This is a genomic window from Pseudomonas sp. GW821-FHT09D08 (assembly GCF_059416305.1).
In genome coordinates, this window is the sequence record NZ_JBWKOX010000002.1 from 604832 (window position 1) to 620220 (window position 15389).

Sequence of the window (15389 nt, forward strand, 5' to 3'; positions counted from 1 at the left end):
GCGTGCAGCCGATTGATCACGCTCTGGCAAGCCGTGGTCTGGCGTATCACATCAAGGACTGACCATGACACGCTTCCTGACACGCGCACGCCAGGAGACTGATGATGCTTCAGCTGCACAAAATTGAGTTGCGCAAGAACGCTGCCAGCTTTCCAAACCCATTGGTTCCCCGAGAAGTACTCGCAGATGTCGAAAGCGCCAACCAGTTGCTGGTGCACGCGCAAATGGAGGCTGACGGGCTGATGAGAAAAGCGGCTGAAGAATGTGAGGCGATGCATAAAAAAGCCTCGGTAGAAATCTGGCAACGCGCCAATAAGCAACTCAAGTGCTGGGAACATGAGCGTGAGGAATTGCTGGCACACCTTGAACATCACGCGACCGTGGTCATTAACCAGGCCATCAAGTGCATTTTTGACGAGGCTGTCGAGCCCCTGCGCCTGCAAGCTCTCATAAAGCAACTGCTGGCCAGTCAAATACCGCAGGTCAGTGCGACGCTGCTCTGCTGCCCAAACGAATTCGAGCCTGTGAAGCAGTACCTTGTTTCTCACGGGGTGACACTCTGGAAGCTGCAGCCAGACGTCACTGTCCCTCCTCAAACCCTGACACTGAGGACAGACGAGGGAGATTTTCTTATCAACTGGCACTCGATGCTCGACATGTTTTTCAAGCCGCGTCGATAAAATTACAAGTGCCTCCTCACTGGTTCACCACGTATCAAATAGTTTCTTGTGTATGGAACTGAGTGACTAGTACAAACCACAACACAAAAAACATCGAGGAATCATCATGCGTTTTTTCAGCGACTTAACGCTTCAACTTGCGAAAAACAGCACCACCGCCAACCAGAAAGTCGCGCGAGCCGGTGAGGATGCTGCAACATCGGGAGACATTGAGTGGTTTTATGCACTAATAATTCAGCAAGACTTCGCCAACTTCGCCTATCTAGAGCAAGGGCGCGTTATTCACGAGATGTTCAAAACAACCATCGAAAGTTTTCAGTGATTTGAAAGACCTTATCACTCACTGGCTGAAGAGCGGCGAAGAACAAATCACCCTATTTGAAGGACAAGATGAAATTGTCGTCAGCCTTCAAGGCAGTGGGGTGCTCGTTAGCGTCAGACTGACTTCAACTTCATCTAATAACACCGAACTGCAATGCTGGATGCGGCTCGGCTCTGCGAGTCTGACTCACTTTCAGGGCGCACTGGCACGCGCATCCAGCAGTGGCGCTCTCTGGATTATCCAAAGTCTCCAGGGTGCACCTGAAGAGCCTCGCGTGCTCGGCAGCGTCGAATCTCTACTCAACCAACGTGATACCTGGCGCGCCATCTACGCACGCCTGAACAAGCCAGCCCATCAGCTCAAACCAACCTCATTACGTGCGTTGCGGCATTAATCAGGAAAGCTCCTATGCATAACAAGATCTCCAAGCACAGCTGCTGCTTGCATATCGATCAGCCTGACACTTCATCCAGACGCGCCAACTGGCAATGCCTGGTCCTATTTGCCTGCATAATGGCGCCGGCGCACACCGCACTTGCCGCCATCCCCTCCGAATGGAAAAATACCGCCTACGCCTATGAAGCCGAGCACAAACCCCTACGGGAAGTACTCGAAGACTTCGCCCAGACCTTCGGCACACAACTTCAAGTCGAGGGCCTGTTGGAAGGCAACGTCAATGGCAAGATCCGCGCCAATACCCCGCAATCGATGCTCGACCGTCTCGGTGTAGAGCACCGTTTCCAGTGGTACCTGTACAACAACACCCTCTATATCAGCACCCTGGATCAACAGGAATCAGCGCGCCTGGAGGTCTCGTCCGAAACCATCGCCGACCTCAAACAGGCCCTCACCGATATCGGCCTGCTCGACAGCCGTTTCGGCTGGGGTGAGTTGCCCGAAGATGGCGTAGTGCTCGTCTCCGGTCCTCGACGCTACATCGAGCAGATCAAGCAGTTCAGCAGTCAACGCCGTTCACCGGATGAAAAACAGAGTGTGCTGAGTTATCCGCTGAAGTTCGCAAATGCAGCGGACCGCCTAGTGGATTATCGCGGCGAGAAGCTCGCCATCCCTGGGGTGGCCAGTATTTTGCGTGGCTTGTTGGAGCCACGTTCCACTTCAACGCTTGCGGGGCTGAGTCAGCGTCCCACCTCACCACCCGCTCCGCTCACTCCCAACATTCCCCGGCTAGGCAACCCGTTGCTGGGCCAGATGCTCGGTGCTAACGCCAACCCGGCATCACTGGACATCGGCCCCGCGGTCACCCCACGCGCCCCGGTCTCCAATAGTAGGATTCGCGTCGAGGCCGATATACGCAATAACGCAGTGCTGATTTACGACTTGCCGGAACGCCAGGCCATGTACCGCGAGCTGATCACTCAACTCGATGTGGCGCGCAAGCTCGTGGAAATCGACGCGATCATTCTCGATATCGAACGCACGCAATTGCGAGAATTCGGGGTGAACTGGGGGTTTCAGAACAGTCGCTTCCGTGGCGGTGTCAATATGGCACCGGGCACTTCGTCGCAGGTGTCGATTGAAAACCGCGAGCGTTTCTACGCGGATATACGTGCGCTGGAAGCCAAGGGGCTGGCGAGCATGATCTCCAATCCCTCGGTGCTCACGCTGGAAAACCAACCGGCGGTGATCGACTTCAACCGCACACAATACCTGACGCCCGGTAGAGAGAATGCAACCATCTTGCCGGTCACCGTGGGGACCAGCTTCCAGGTTGTGCCCCGCGTGATCACCAGCCGGGGCGGCCACCAGATCCATCTGGCAGTGGATATCGAAGATGGTAACTTCGACGAGAGCAACCCCCTCCCCGGCAACCTTGACGTACGCCGAGGCAAAGTCAGCACCCAGGCGGTCATGGCGGAAAAGCGCTCGCTGGTGGTCGGTGGCTTCCACGTCACCGAAAGCAGCGACAAGCGCAACAAAGTCCCTCTGCTGGGTGATATCCCGCTACTGGGCAAGGCGCTGTTTTCCTCGACCGAACGGCAGAACAATCGGCGTGAACGCCTGTTCATTCTCACCCCACGTGTCATCGGTGACCAGGCCGATCCGTCGCGCTACCTGCCCCAGGACGACCAAGTCGAATTGCAGGCAGCCCTCGCACCGTTGGCGCGGCGCTATAGCCCTCACCAACCGGTGATCAAACGCAGCGATATCATCAGCACCCTGGCGCATTTGGTCAGCGGTGAAGTGCCCAAGGCGTTCAAGGCTGCACCGATGCCACTGGGGCTGAATACCCTGTGCAACACCCGCGACTTGCTGGCGCTGAACACCGAACGCAGCCAGTGGTATGCAGGCCCTGAGTACAACGTAGCGGTGGTGGTGTTGCGCAACCAGTTCAAACGCAATGTGCGTATCGACGAAAAAGAGTGCAGCAACTCCCAGACCCTGGCCGTCAGCGTATGGCCGCGCGCCTGGCTCAAACCGGGTGAAGAAGCCGAGGTATTTATCGCCATGCGCCCAGTGGTGAAGGATGAACACCTCAGTGTACCCCGCCCCTCCTTGATCACTCCTGCTCAAAAGGCTACGCCATGAAACACCGCTTATTTTGCGTCACCCTGATCGGCACCGCGCTGCTCGTCGCCGGCTGCACCCCCACCTGCAAGGGCGACTCGTGCTCGCGCCCGCAATCGGCCAAGGACAAAATGGTGATCTGGTGGCCACCGCAGATGCGTGTCGAGCCTGGCCCCGCCGGGGAGCGAAAAGACTACCAAACGGTATCACTGGAACGATGAGCGTGAAGGAAATGCCCGACGCACAACGCCAGGTGTTTCTGGACAGTCTGGTGAGCGGCGCTGCCGCTCACCTGCCGCTCGCTCCCGGCATCAAGGTGTGTGCGCTGCAAGGCGGCAATCAGCGGGGGATGGCCTTGCATATCGCCCGTGAAGCGCAGCAAACCGGGCAACTGCAATGGGTACTGGAGCGACGCTTTGAATACGCGTCGTTATACGATGGCTTTTTCATCTACCTCGATGCCCAGTACGCCCTGGTGATCTGGCACGCGCTGCCGGCAGCGCGTAACACGCTGGACAAGACTCTCAGCCGGATGTTATCGCTGGCCAACCTCGGTGCCCTGGACGCATCTTCCAGTCGCTGATCAACGCCGCTCAAGCTCCGGCAACTCCAGGGTTTCGCGCTTGGCTTCGTCATCCAGCTCGCGCAAGGTGCGGTAGATCAGCGCAACGGCCTGCAAGGTTTCGCGAGGAATGCTTGCACCGAGCTGTTTCGTATACAGCGTGCGGGCCAGCCACACACACTGGATCACCGGCACCTCAGCGGCCTTGGCTCGTACGATCAACGTGCGGGCCAAGGCGTCGGTGCCTTTGCTGATCAGTAACGGCAGCGGCGTCTTACCGGGCCGGTAGTACAAGGCGACCGCAAAGTGCGTCGGGTTGACCACCAACATATCGGCCTCCTCCAGTTTGGGCAGCTTGACCTTCGGCTCCTCCTGGGCCAGTTGGTACGCCAACGAGCGGCGCTGGCCTTTCACATGGGGGTCGCCTTCCATGTCCTTGTACTCCTTGACGACCTCGACCTGGGTCATGCGCATGCGTTTGGCGAAGAAGTACTTCTGCAAGGCCAGGTCAATCAGGGCCAGCACCAGCAGCAACCCAAGGCAGGCGTGCAGCAGATGACGGAACAGGGCGATCAGCGCCAGCAGGTAACTTTGCAGATCGCTGTTTGCCAAGTTGATCAATACCCCCAGCGAAGGCCAGACCACCAGGTACACAATCAGGCCGATAAGTAACGCCTTGGCGATGCTCATCAACAGATTCATCACCGACTGGGCAGAGAACATCTGCTTGAGCTGGCTGACCGGGTTGAGGCGATTGAAATCGAGCTTCAGCGCTTCCGGGGCGAACAGCAACCCGAATTGCATCCAACTGCTGATCAGCTTCGTCGTGATCGCCACTCCGACCATCAACAGGGCAAACGAAGCAAACATGACCAGCCCTTCAACCAGCACCTCTTCCAACGCGCGTACAAACGGCTGGCTCAAGCGCGACATCGGCAACACCATCAATTGCTGGAAGCGCTGAAGGCTGGTCTCGGCGGTTAACAGGGCGATCTCACTGATAGCCGTGAGTACCAGTAACTTGGGGACGTCCTGACTCTGGGCGACCTGGCCCTTCTTGCGCTGGTCGCGCAGTTTCTTGGCTGAGGCCGGGTGCTTTTTCTCCCCCGAGTCACTCATGGCAATGAAGCCTTGAAGAGAAGCCCCAGCGAGTGTTTCAGGTCGCCCAACTGGAGCATGCGCCCGACGATCAGGTCCTGCAGCAGGGCAAAGTACAACAGCACAATACCAATACCTGCCAGGCTCTTGACCGGCGGCGCCAGCGTACTCACCTGCAATTGCTGGCTGTAGACCCCCAGCAGCGCAATACCGAACTCCAGCAACAACAGCACCGCAATGAAAGGCGCGGCATACAGCATCATGTGCGTGAAGGTATCGCCCAGCAGGCCGACAAATACACTCATGCCATTAGGCGCAGGCAGCGGAAACCACACGGTGGGGGGCCAGATCAGGTAGCTGTCCCAGATCACCTGGGTCAACGCGCCCAACCCCAGGCTGACCATCAGCAGAAAAATCGCCAGTTGCTTGAACAAGTGCCCGATGGGCGTGGCATCCGGCCCCAGTGAAGGATTGAGCTGACCACCGGCAAGCGCACCGCGCTGGTTATCCAGCAGCGCCCCCACCGCCTCGAACATCCAGAACGGCATCGCCAGCAACACTCCCAGCAACAACCCCAGCGCCACCTCCTTGAGTACCAACGCACCGAGCATGAGCGCGGAGTAGTCCTGGCCCTCCAGCGCCGCATGGATACCCGGCGCGGGCAGCAATGCCATCACCATCACAATGGTGTGCCGAAGCATGCCGCGTATGTGTTGAAAACAAAACGCCGCCACCAGGATGGCACAGGGGTAGATACGCGCCATGCCGATCAAGAGGCTGGGCAGGAATTCGAGATAGAGCAGCACAGGCGAGACCTCAGTTCAGGGCCGAGCGGCCGATCATCTCGAAGGTGAGGTTGATCAATTGGATCAACTCCACGCCAATCCAGCGCCCTGTCATGATCAGCGTGATACCCACCGCCACCAGCTTGATGCCAAAGGGCAGCGTCTGGTCCTGTATCTGCATCAGTGCCTGCACCAGGGATGTCAGCACACCCACCACCACCGCCACGATCAACGGTGGCGCCGACAACACCACCACCAGCAACATGCCCTGTTTGAACAGCACGATCGGTTCCATAAGCCACTCAGAGATAGGAGAGGAACAGGCTGTCGAGCAGCCGCGACCAGCCGGACACCAGCACGAACAACAGCAGTTTGAGCGGCAGGGAAATGGTCATCGGCGAGACCATCTGCATGCCCAGCGCCAGCAGCAGGTTGGAGACAATCAGGTCGATCACGATGAAGGGAATGTAGATCAGGAAGCCGATCTCGAACCCTGCCTGCAACTGCGACAGCACGAAGGCCGGAATCAGCAGGATCAGATCCTCGCGCTGCACCTCCTGCGCCATCTGTGCGGGCCACAGCCGCGCGGTATTTTCCAGCAGATGTGTCAGCACATCCGGATCCACGTTTCGCAGCATGAAGGCACGCAACGGCTTGATGGCCTCTCCACCCGTCTGCAGTACCGTTTGCACATTGCTCATGTCCAGGGGCGAAGCCTTGACGCTCTCGGCGATCTCGTAACCCACCGGCGCCATGATGAACAACGTCGCTGCCAACGCTATGCCATTGATTGCCATGCTGGGCGGCACCTGCTGAACGCCGATGGCATTTCGGGTAATCATCAGCACAATCACGATTTTCAAAAACGATGTGCAGATGACCAACAGCAGGGGCATCAACGTCAGTGCCCCAAGAAAAAGCGCGAGAACGAGGGGGTCGAGCCCTTGGAGTATCATCGGCCGAACAGCACACGAGATAACTGCAACCCCAGGCGCCCGTCGACTTCCACCAACTGTCCCTGGCCGATGGGGCGGTCACCATAATAAAGGCCCGCCATACCGGGGGCGTAACCGGCGATACCCAGCACCGAGCCGGGTGCGAGATTGCGCAGTTCACCCAGCGTAAGGTTCAGCGTTCCGCAGCGCACATTCAGCGCCATGCTCAACTCATCGAACGGCTCATGGCCAAATACATCCTCCACGGGCTCCCCTTCCTCGTATTCCGAATAATGGGGCGCTGCAAAATCTTCGTCCATGGACGTGTCCTCGATAGAAGTAAGGGTCAGGCACAAAGCGCCAGTGGCATCGTCAATGCAGCCATGCAGCCGCTGTTTGCCAACCTGTATGTAGCCGCTGCCCTCGGCTTGAAAAAAGGTCTGTTCAAGCACCAGCACATCACCGGTACGCAGGCTACGAGCCTGTGCAATCGGTAACTGCAAACGCCCAAGGGTCACGGCAATTGCCAATTGGAACCGCGCCGGCATCGGCCCGGCAGTGGCGTGCCATGGCCCGGCGTCGCACAACGCCAGGAACGTTTCAGGGGCCAGCCACAGATAGCCCACAACCCGCGACGCCCCGAGGGTTACGCTGAGCCGGCAACCAAACCCCTTGGGCCGGTCGGTCTCCAGCAATCGGATATCCCCCAATAACGCACTCACCTGCGGGCTCAGGTGATGCTGGAACAAAGCCCAGAACCAGGACTCCGGATCGTTGCCGGACGGGGCCAATGTCACCGGGCATTCGCCCAGCAGGCTGAGCAACGGCCCCGCTTCCGCGAGCGCCAGGACACCACACACGGTTTCGAAGCAGAACGCCTCGGCACCTGCTGGTGCCCGTCCAGGTTCCAGCCGCAGCTCGCCGTCCTCGCCGGCGACCTGAAACGCCAGGCGCAAGCCGCGCCCCAGTCGACGGCGTGCGGCAACCGTGTCGCTCTTGATCAAGGGAAAGGTCAAGTGCGGCACTTTCATGCGCAGCCGGTACTAGGCACAAGCAGGTTGACCGGCAACCCCAGCACTGCCGAGAACCGGTCCTCACACTGTTGCCGCACGCCGCTGAGCCAACGCGCCGTGGCGTCATGTTCCGCTTCCAGTTCAATGCTCCAGGCACTCTGTTCACGGCGAACGCTGGCATTGATCCGCCCCAGCCGAGGCAAGTACAACACCGCCTGCAGCGGCCACTGGGAACCAGCCTGTACGCGAGGAGCTAATTGCTCGGTAAGGGCCTCGACCATGGAGGCACCGGTCGACGCCTTGATTCCCGATAAGGAAGCTCCCGATCCAGTGCCTTCATCGTTATCGGCAAACAGTTGAGCGAACAGTCGCCCTTGTTCCCAAGACACTACGCCCGTAGCGCCCGGCTCCCGCTCCTCGCGCACCTCACGCGGACGTGGGCGCTCAACGGGTTTGTTTGAAACCTGGGTCATGTCGGCTCCTGGGCCAGAAGAAGGGATAACTCCTGAAGCTTCTCCACCTGCCGCAGACACGCGGTGACGTGTTTCTGAGCACTCCCGACGCGGCTTTCCTTTTCGTCTTGCTGGCCTTGTAATTGCGCCAGCTGGCCTTGGTCCCGCCGGGTACTGGCAGATAACGTTCGTTCCTGTGCGCCCCAGGATTTCAAGGCCTTCAGGCTCAGCACCTGCCCCTGATGCTGACTGAGCAATTCAGCACTTTGCCGAGCCTCCTCCTGCCGAGTCTGCTCAAGCACATCCTTAGCCTGCTGGATATCCACGAGCAGGGCCTGCTGGGCGCGCTTGGCCTCACGCAGGGCGCGCTCGGCGCGGTCAGCCCTGTGCCTGCGCAGGCGCCGCAACGTCTCGACCTCGCCGAGAAGCACATCAGAATGGGACATGGGCGGTCAGCTCCTTAAGTTGCTCCAGCGTCGTCAACATCGGCGTAGGCTCACGCAGGTCCTGACGCAGGAACCCGTCGACCGCCTGACGGCTGTCCACCGCCAGATCGGTCAAGGCATCGCTGCCGGGTTGATACTCCCCCAGCTTGAGCATCAGCTCGATCTGTTGGTACGCCGACAACAACCGTCGCAATGCCGTACCCGCCTGGATGTCTTCCGGCTCTGCGACGTTGCTCAAGATCCGTGAAAGGCTTGCCAACACATCCACCGCCGGGTAGTGCCCACGCTCGGCAAGCTTGCGGGACAGCACGATATGCCCATCGAGCAGCGAGCGAACTTCATCGGCCACCGGATCGTTCATGGAGTCCTGCTCAATCAGCACCGTATAGATCGCGGTGATCACACCGTCACGCGTCAACCCGGCACGCTCCACCAGTCGTGGCAGCAGGCTGTATACCGAAGGGGGCAAACCTCCGCGCCCCAGGGGTTCGCCGGCAGCCAGGCCGATCTCACGCTGGGCCCGGGCGAAACGGGTCAAGGAGTCAATCAGCAGCAATACCCGCTGCCCCTTGCGCCGAAACCCTTCGGCCAATGCCGTGGCCGTGAACGCAGCTCGGGCGCGCTCCATGCTGGAGCGATCGGAGGTGGCGCACACCAGGACCGCCTTGGCGCGCAACTGGTCATCGAGCTCATGGTCGAGAAACTCACGCAGCTCCCGCCCCCGCTCGCCGATCAGCCCGAATACGATGACATCGCACTCGACGTTACGCGCGATCTCGGCCAGCAAGGTGGTCTTGCCACAACCGGCCCCGGCGAACAGGCCTACTCGCTGCCCCTCGCCAATCGTCATCAGGCCATCGATCGAACGCACGCCGGTGGCCAGTGCACGGTTAATCCTCGGCCGCTCGGTGGGCAGCGGCGCTTCACACAACACGGCACTGGTATCCGGTAAGTCAGCCTCGACAAACGCACTCACGCCCTGCCCCGTAATCGGCCGTCCGAAGCCATCCAACACCTGGCCCAACAGGGCCTCGCTGACCTGGACTCGATGCGATACCCCAAGGCGCTCCACTCCAGCGCCTACCCGCACGCCTTCCAAATTACCCAAGGCGCTGAGCACCGCATCCTGCTGATCGAAGCCGATGATCTCGGCGAGCATGTAGTCGCCCGGACTTTTTTCCACCTGGCACAAATCGCCGATACGCGCCTGGGGTAGCCGGCACTGCAGCAGCATGCCGTTGACGCGCTGGATTCGGCCACGCATCGTCACCGGAGCAAAGTTGCTCAATGACTGGGACTGGCGCTGCTGCCAGGCTTCAAGACGCGCTTGCAAATCCGCACTCACCAGCGCACCTCGTAACGCTGCGCGCCGTCGAAGACCACCTTGCTGTTGTCGATCAGCACCAATCGCAGCCCTTCCACTTCGTCGCCCACAAACAGTCGGCCGCCCTCTTCCAGGACCACGTGACCGTTCGGCCCGCCGACGATCTGCACAATCCTAAATGGCAGTGTGCCGTCGCGCGCACGCACACGGCTGATCACCGGTACCGAGCTGTCGAATTGCTCACCAAAACGGCTGAGCATGCGCGCTACCAGCTCCACGTCGTCCTGGGAAACATCTCCGCTGAGCGCCACCTGGCCATTGATCACTTGCAAGGTGACCCGCTGACTCAACTCACGTTCGCTGAGCATCTTCAACAGCTGCTGGCGTACTTCAAAAGGCGAAGCCAGCTCCTGTTTCTGAACCACGGGCGGCATCAGCGAAGCCTGCGCCTCACGCTCCCCTGTAGAGACCGTGCCCACGGCCACGAGGATTGCCGTCACCACCAACACCAGGCTGATCAGGCGCTTTTGTTGCGACTGCGAGATTGACGATAACTTCATCGCTTGCGCAGGCTCATGGGCCGGCGGCGGCGCTACCGTCACAGGGGCTGCGGGTTGGGGCCAAGGCTCCTCGGCCAAGGTGACGCACAGACGCACCCCTCCCACTGAAAACGGCACATTCAGTTCCAGCTTGGCGATCTGCGCCAGTACCTGGCCTTCGGGGTCTCGCAACAGCCCAGCCTCGGCCTGCACCAACCAGTTGGAGTCAATAAGCCGCAGGCGCGCATGCTGCTCGACGACGCCCGGGTCGTTCAACATCAGGTCGGCGTCTGCGTGAGCGCCAATGCTCCACTGCTCCCCAAACAACGGCAACGCAGCGCCCTGGCGCAGCCCGTCAAGCACCCTTAACTCAAACATCAGCGAGGCCTCCACGCTGGTCATGGCCGAATACTCATGCCACTGCACCACGCATCAGCTCGTCCTGGCCAAGGTCAATGCGCCCCAGCACTTTGACCTTGGAGGTGCTCCCCAACTCGGCAAACGACAGCACCGGAACATGGTTGAACTCTTCCACCAGCAAGGTACGCAAGGGACTACGCAAGTCCTGCGCCACCAACAGCACACTCTTGCTCTTGGCCCTTAAGGCAAAGGCCTGGTTAAGCAGGGTGATCAACGCGGCGCTGTGGTCGTCGTCAAGCGCGAAAAACACCCCGGTCTGGGTCTGGCGCAATGCCTCACGCAGGATGTTTTCAGAGTGCGGTGACAGCAGCCAGGCATGCAGGCCGTCGGCCTCGCTGTATTGATGGAAAATCTGCGCCTTGAGCGCAATACGCGCGTAGTCGGCCAATGCTTCCGGCTCACGCTCATGCTGGCCATACTCGATCAGCGATTCGACAATCAACCGCACGGCGCGCAGCGGCACGCCTTCACCGGCCAGGCGTTGCAATACTGACGAAAACCGCGACAGCGGCATGATTCGTTGCAGTTCCTGCACCAGTTCCGGCTGGTTGTGCTCCAGCCAGCTGAGGATCGACTTGCTCTCCTGGATCCCCAGGAACTGCGGTCCGCTGAGCATCATGGCCTGCTTCATGCGTTCGATGATCAGACTGGTCGCGGTAAAGCGTTCCAATTGCGGGTCATCGAGCAATGGATCATCCGGTGCCAGCCAGACCCAGTCCTGTTCATCACGCTCAGTCAGCCCGGGTATTCCGTGCTCAGGTTCGACCGTCAAGGCGTTACGTTCAACGGCCAGATAGTTGACAACCGAGGCCTTGACCATCGGCACTTCATGCACACAAAAACGCATTTCGTCGGCGGCCAGCGAGTCATCGAGTTCGACTTCGAAGGGCGGCAGGGTCAGACCGATATTGGCAACCAGTGCATTTCGGGCCTGACGAATCCCATGAATAAGCTCCGTCACCTCAGGCGTCCCACGCAAAACCGGGGGGAACAGCAACAGGTAAGGGCGCGACGGATCAAACCCGCGCAAGTCCTCTTTTCCGTTTTCTTCGGGACGCACGGCTTCGGCAACTGCGGCCGCGGGCTCTGCCTGTCGCTGACGCTGGCGCATCAGGTAATACCCCAGGCTGCCGGTTATCAGCGAAATAAGGATAAATACCCCGGTCGGCATACCGGGCACTATGGCAAACGCGAGCATGCCCACCGAAGCGATGACCCAGCTCTTGGGCTCGCTGGTCATTTGCCGGGCAATTTCGGCACCCATGTTACTGATGCCCTTACGCCCCTCCGGCGCCACGCGGGTGATGATCATGCCGGCGGTCAGAGAGATCAGCAGCGCCGGAATCTGTGCAATCAGGCCATCGCCGATAGTCAGCACCGAATACAACGTCATTGATTCAGCAGCGCTCAAGCCGTGCTGGAACATGCCCGTAGAGAAGCCGCCCAACAGGTTGACCACGACGATGATCAACCCCGCGATAGCGTCGCCCTTGACGAACTTCATGGCCCCATCCATCGCGCCGAACAACTGGCTCTCACGGGACAACTGCTCGCGCTTGTCCCGCGCTTGTGTGCCGTCAATCAGACCGGCACGCAAGTCACTGTCGATGGACATCTGCTTGCCCGGCATCGCGTCCAGGCTGAACCGCGCCGCGACCTCGGCGACCCGTTCCGACCCCTTGGTGATCACCAGGAAGTTAACCAGGGTCAGGATCAGGAAAATCACCATCCCCACTGCCAGGTTGCCCCCTACCACAAAATTACCGAAGGCCTCGACGATGTCACCCGCATCCTGCTCCAGCAGGATCAGACGCGTGGTTGCAATCGATAGGGCCAGTCGAAACATGGTGGTCAACAACAGGATCGACGGAAACGACGAAAACGCCAGGGGGCCCGGCAGGTAGAGCGCTAGCACGATCAACAGGCACGAAATGCAGATATTGAGGGCGATCAAAATGTCCACCAGCCAGGTGGGCAGCGGCACAATGAAGATGAATACGATGGCCATGACCACCACGGCGCCCAACACTTCGGCGCGTTGTGCCACTTTGAGCAATACACGGTTGATGGCCGACAGAGCGGTCACGTCATGGTCCTCGGCTCACCGGCATGTCGTGTAGGTCCGCGCATATGCCGGTCCAGTTCATCCACCACCGTCACAAGCCGAGCCAAGGTATCCCGTCGTACTTGATTGTCAGACCACAAGGCCAAGGGCAACTGCTTGAACAACGGGTAAATCGCCTGGAGGGCTAACAGTTGCCGGAGGGATGAGACCCCTCCCAGATCATTCGCCAGTCGCAGGGCCTCAGCAGCCTCAATGCCACCGCCGGCGTAAGCCAGCAGACGCTGCAACAAGCCTACCGCGTCATGTTCGATGCCCAAGCGCCCGATCAACTCATTGCACCCAGCCAACACGGAGCTCAACCGCCCGCAGTCTCGCAGGCCCTGCAGCAAAGTGTGCAACAGAGGCTTGGGCGTTGACGACACCTTGGCCATAAGGTCATCCGCCAACGCCTTACTCATCACCTGGAGCCCGACGTGGAACTGCTCACCACCGTATACACCCAGCAAAGCCTGCATCATCGTAGACAGGGACTGGCGCGTGACCACATTGGCGTAGTAGAGCAAACGCAATGCCTGGCACTCCTTCGAGTCAACCCCAACCGACTGCAAGGCCAAGGCAGTGTTCAGGCCTGCCCGGATCTCCCCTTTGAAACGGTCTTCAAGCTCGGCAATAACATCGTGCGCCGACGTACGATCGGACTGACGGACCTCGCTGCCTGTCTTGGCCATCACATGCTTGAGCACCACGAACGCGCGCGCCGGGTCCCCCTCCGCAAGCGTCAGCAATTTTTCGACAGTAGGTTTGTTCTGCAATTGCCGCCTGAAGAGCATTGAAAGGTAAGCCAGCGTCTTCTTGGCCGGATGGCCTAGCTGATCATAAAGTTGCGCATAGTGCTCGACGGGGGGCACGCGCAACGTCATCTGCCGGCCGCTCAGCGCTCGGCTGTTGAGCTCCACCTCCTGGCCGAACAGATGTGCAAGCTCATCTGCCTTCGGGGGTGCGGGAACTGAGGCATGACTGATAGCCGTCTGATCCAGGGGGCGGATTGTTTGCACATCGTTGTTGGATTCGACTTTCATGGACACGCCAGTACAGGAAGAGTGTTTCCCTGTGTGGCAACGGCTGCCCATGCAGTTCCATCAAAATCCTTTCTCAATACGAATTTGAAAAAACTTGCAAAAGCCTTCAGTGCTCCGTGCAAATCACTGCACAAAAACGCATCAATTCAAAATATTTATACATATAAATCATAAAGTTACGAATTTTTTCCGCTTGGCACAGGGAGTGCTAAAGGGACCTGTCGACACCCGCTCGACTGCGTCTACCCTAAGGAAAAAAAACATGAATCTTCCCATTGAAGCTTTAGCTCACCTCGTTGGCAGCTCGCCTCAATTCATGCATCACCTGACAGACGACCAGCAGAAAAAACTCAGGCGCTTCATTCACAAGCGCGTACTCAACCCGGAAGATGCGGATGATCTTCTGCAACTGACCTACCTGGAAGCCTGGCGCAACCGCGAGCGTTTCTGCGGTAACGCCTCGCTCAGTACCTGGATGTGCGGCATCGCACAGAACCTGATTCGCAATCACTTCAGGCGCATGTATGCCAAACCCGTGCATTGCGAATTTGATGAATCGTTGTGGCATGGACAGGAAGAAAACAACAACCTGGATTGGGAGTTTGAGATCAACCGCCGCCTGGAGAACACCCTGAGCGCCATTGACCACCTGCCGACGGAAATGCGCAGGACGATGTACGCTTCGCTGGAAACCGACGGCAGCTACCAGGACACCGCCGATGTATTGGACATCCCTATCGGCACCGTTCGCTCACGCCTGTCGCGAGCACGCGAACAGCTCAAGCGCACCACCCAGAACCCGTTCCAATCGTAAAACCGGCTGACTGGCCAAGCGTTGGGCGAAAGGGATATCTGCCCAACCGAATCAGACCTTTTTCGTACGTGCCAGGAAGATCACCAATCACCCTGACAGCATCGCACCGATCCCGCCAAAACCGAACATCCGCCCCAAGCCCCTTGAGCGATCAGTCCCGTTGCAAGCAGGATCAACGAGCTGCTTTGCCCAGCAGCCGAGGGATTGCCTGGCGCCTGGGGGGGCCCTTCATAGAAGTAGCGAATCATCAACCACTCGTCGCCCAACTCGCGCGTTTCCGATAAACAATTGAAAGCGTAGATAAAAATTCAAAATAAATGCTTGACGCA

Annotated in this window: 18 protein-coding genes; 7 read left to right on the forward strand and 11 right to left on the reverse strand. The window is 59.0% G+C overall.

What is annotated here, in order from left to right:
- The first annotated feature begins 104 nt into the window (after positions 1–104).
- From sctL to AC07OP_RS05855, 6 genes are all read left to right on the forward strand, one after another.
- Entirely contained in the window at positions 105–680 is a 576-nt protein-coding gene (sctL, locus tag AC07OP_RS05830) for a type III secretion system stator protein SctL (RefSeq protein WP_495109903.1), read from the forward strand.
- 106 nt (positions 681–786) lie between these two features.
- The gene (locus AC07OP_RS05835) at positions 787–1002 is read left to right on the forward strand and encodes a hypothetical protein (RefSeq protein ID WP_495101076.1); all 216 of its coding nucleotides are present in this window, start codon (positions 787–789) and stop codon (positions 1000–1002) included.
- 1 nt (position 1003) lies between these two features.
- Entirely contained in the window at positions 1004–1396 is a 393-nt protein-coding gene (locus AC07OP_RS05840; protein WP_495101075.1) for a type III secretion protein, read from the forward strand.
- A 14-nt stretch (positions 1397–1410) separates the two neighbouring features.
- Positions 1411–3549, forward strand: coding sequence for a type III secretion system outer membrane ring subunit SctC (sctC, locus tag AC07OP_RS05845; RefSeq protein WP_495101074.1), 2139 nt, complete (start codon positions 1411–1413; stop codon positions 3547–3549).
- The gene (hrpT, locus tag AC07OP_RS05850; protein ID WP_115486566.1) at positions 3546–3749 is read left to right on the forward strand and encodes an HrpT family type III secretion system protein; all 204 of its coding nucleotides are present in this window, start codon (positions 3546–3548) and stop codon (positions 3747–3749) included. The genes sctC and hrpT overlap by 4 nt, the downstream gene beginning before the upstream one ends.
- Before the next feature lie 11 nt (positions 3750–3760).
- The gene (locus AC07OP_RS05855; protein ID WP_141156693.1) at positions 3761–4111 is read left to right on the forward strand and encodes a transcriptional regulator; all 351 of its coding nucleotides are present in this window, start codon (positions 3761–3763) and stop codon (positions 4109–4111) included.
- Here AC07OP_RS05855 and sctU read toward each other — a convergent pair whose 3' ends face one another.
- The 11 genes from sctU to AC07OP_RS05910 are packed head-to-tail and all read right to left on the reverse strand — an operon-like array spanning position 4112 to position 14246.
- Positions 4112–5209 carry a type III secretion system export apparatus subunit SctU gene (sctU, locus tag AC07OP_RS05860; RefSeq protein WP_495101073.1) on the reverse strand — a complete coding sequence of 366 codons (1098 nt, stop codon included), beginning with the start codon at positions 5207–5209 and terminating at the stop codon, positions 4112–4114.
- On the reverse strand, positions 5206–5994 hold the full coding sequence (gene sctT / locus AC07OP_RS05865) for a type III secretion system export apparatus subunit SctT (RefSeq protein ID WP_115486564.1): 789 nt from the start codon (positions 5992–5994) through the stop codon (positions 5206–5208). Before sctT ends, sctU begins: the two co-directional genes overlap by 4 nt.
- 10 nt (positions 5995–6004) lie before the next feature.
- Positions 6005–6268: a type III secretion system export apparatus subunit SctS gene (gene sctS, locus AC07OP_RS05870; RefSeq protein WP_065938437.1), complete on the reverse strand. Its 264-nt coding sequence runs from the start codon at positions 6266–6268 to the stop codon at positions 6005–6007.
- Between the two features lie 7 nt (positions 6269–6275).
- Positions 6276–6929 carry a type III secretion system export apparatus subunit SctR gene (sctR, locus tag AC07OP_RS05875; RefSeq protein ID WP_115486563.1) on the reverse strand — a complete coding sequence of 218 codons (654 nt, stop codon included), beginning with the start codon at positions 6927–6929 and terminating at the stop codon, positions 6276–6278.
- Positions 6926–7939, reverse strand: coding sequence for a FliM/FliN family flagellar motor switch protein (locus AC07OP_RS05880; RefSeq protein ID WP_115486562.1), 1014 nt, complete (start codon positions 7937–7939; stop codon positions 6926–6928). Before AC07OP_RS05880 ends, sctR begins: the two co-directional genes overlap by 4 nt.
- A complete protein-coding gene (locus AC07OP_RS05885; protein WP_495101072.1) occupies positions 7936–8394 on the reverse strand; it encodes a type III secretion system HrpP C-terminal domain-containing protein in 459 nt (152 codons plus the stop codon). Before AC07OP_RS05885 ends, AC07OP_RS05880 begins: the two co-directional genes overlap by 4 nt.
- Complete coding sequence (gene sctO / locus AC07OP_RS05890; RefSeq protein WP_141156689.1) at positions 8391–8819, reverse strand: type III secretion system stalk subunit SctO; 429 nt, start codon at positions 8817–8819, stop codon at positions 8391–8393. Before sctO ends, AC07OP_RS05885 begins: the two co-directional genes overlap by 4 nt.
- On the reverse strand, positions 8806–10164 hold the full coding sequence (locus AC07OP_RS05895; protein WP_115486559.1) for a FliI/YscN family ATPase: 1359 nt from the start codon (positions 10162–10164) through the stop codon (positions 8806–8808). Before AC07OP_RS05895 ends, sctO begins: the two co-directional genes overlap by 14 nt.
- Positions 10161–11060, reverse strand: a complete 900-nt coding sequence (locus AC07OP_RS05900; RefSeq protein WP_141157854.1) for an FHA domain-containing protein — start codon at positions 11058–11060, stop codon at positions 10161–10163. The genes AC07OP_RS05895 and AC07OP_RS05900 overlap by 4 nt, the downstream gene beginning before the upstream one ends.
- Positions 11061–11094: 34 nt before the next feature.
- Positions 11095–13188 (reverse strand): type III secretion system export apparatus subunit SctV, encoded by a 2094-nt coding sequence (gene sctV, locus AC07OP_RS05905; protein ID WP_115486558.1) that lies wholly within the window; start codon positions 13186–13188, stop codon positions 11095–11097.
- Positions 13185–14246 carry a TyeA family type III secretion system gatekeeper subunit gene (locus tag AC07OP_RS05910; protein ID WP_495101071.1) on the reverse strand — a complete coding sequence of 354 codons (1062 nt, stop codon included), beginning with the start codon at positions 14244–14246 and terminating at the stop codon, positions 13185–13187. The genes sctV and AC07OP_RS05910 overlap by 4 nt, the downstream gene beginning before the upstream one ends.
- Positions 14247–14508: 262 nt before the next feature.
- Between AC07OP_RS05910 and AC07OP_RS05915 the strand changes: the two genes are divergently transcribed.
- Positions 14509–15060 (forward strand): RNA polymerase sigma factor, encoded by a 552-nt coding sequence (locus AC07OP_RS05915; RefSeq protein WP_027606911.1) that lies wholly within the window; start codon positions 14509–14511, stop codon positions 15058–15060.
- Positions 15061–15389: the final 329 nt, after the last annotated feature.

Coding starts and splice junctions, on each gene's coding strand:
- AC07OP_RS05900 (WP_141157854.1), bottom strand. CDS start 11,060: ATGTTTGAGTTAAGGGTGCTTGACGGGCTGCGCCAGGGCGCTGCGTTG.
- sctC (WP_495101074.1), top strand. CDS start 1,411: ATGCATAACAAGATCTCCAAGCACAGCTGCTGCTTGCATATCGATCAG.
- AC07OP_RS05915 (WP_027606911.1), top strand. CDS start 14,509: ATGAATCTTCCCATTGAAGCTTTAGCTCACCTCGTTGGCAGCTCGCCT.
- sctU (WP_495101073.1), bottom strand. CDS start 5,209: ATGAGTGACTCGGGGGAGAAAAAGCACCCGGCCTCAGCCAAGAAACTG.
- sctO (WP_141156689.1), bottom strand. CDS start 8,819: ATGTCCCATTCTGATGTGCTTCTCGGCGAGGTCGAGACGTTGCGGCGC.
- AC07OP_RS05910 (WP_495101071.1), bottom strand. CDS start 14,246: ATGAAAGTCGAATCCAACAACGATGTGCAAACAATCCGCCCCCTGGAT.
- AC07OP_RS05855 (WP_141156693.1), top strand. CDS start 3,761: ATGCCCGACGCACAACGCCAGGTGTTTCTGGACAGTCTGGTGAGCGGC.
- sctR (WP_115486563.1), bottom strand. CDS start 6,929: ATGATACTCCAAGGGCTCGACCCCCTCGTTCTCGCGCTTTTTCTTGGG.
- AC07OP_RS05885 (WP_495101072.1), bottom strand. CDS start 8,394: ATGACCCAGGTTTCAAACAAACCCGTTGAGCGCCCACGTCCGCGTGAG.
- AC07OP_RS05835 (WP_495101076.1), top strand. CDS start 787: ATGCGTTTTTTCAGCGACTTAACGCTTCAACTTGCGAAAAACAGCACC.
- AC07OP_RS05880 (WP_115486562.1), bottom strand. CDS start 7,939: ATGAAAGTGCCGCACTTGACCTTTCCCTTGATCAAGAGCGACACGGTT.
- sctS (WP_065938437.1), bottom strand. CDS start 6,268: ATGGAACCGATCGTGCTGTTCAAACAGGGCATGTTGCTGGTGGTGGTG.
- sctL (WP_495109903.1), top strand. CDS start 105: ATGCTTCAGCTGCACAAAATTGAGTTGCGCAAGAACGCTGCCAGCTTT.
- hrpT (WP_115486566.1), top strand. CDS start 3,546: ATGAAACACCGCTTATTTTGCGTCACCCTGATCGGCACCGCGCTGCTC.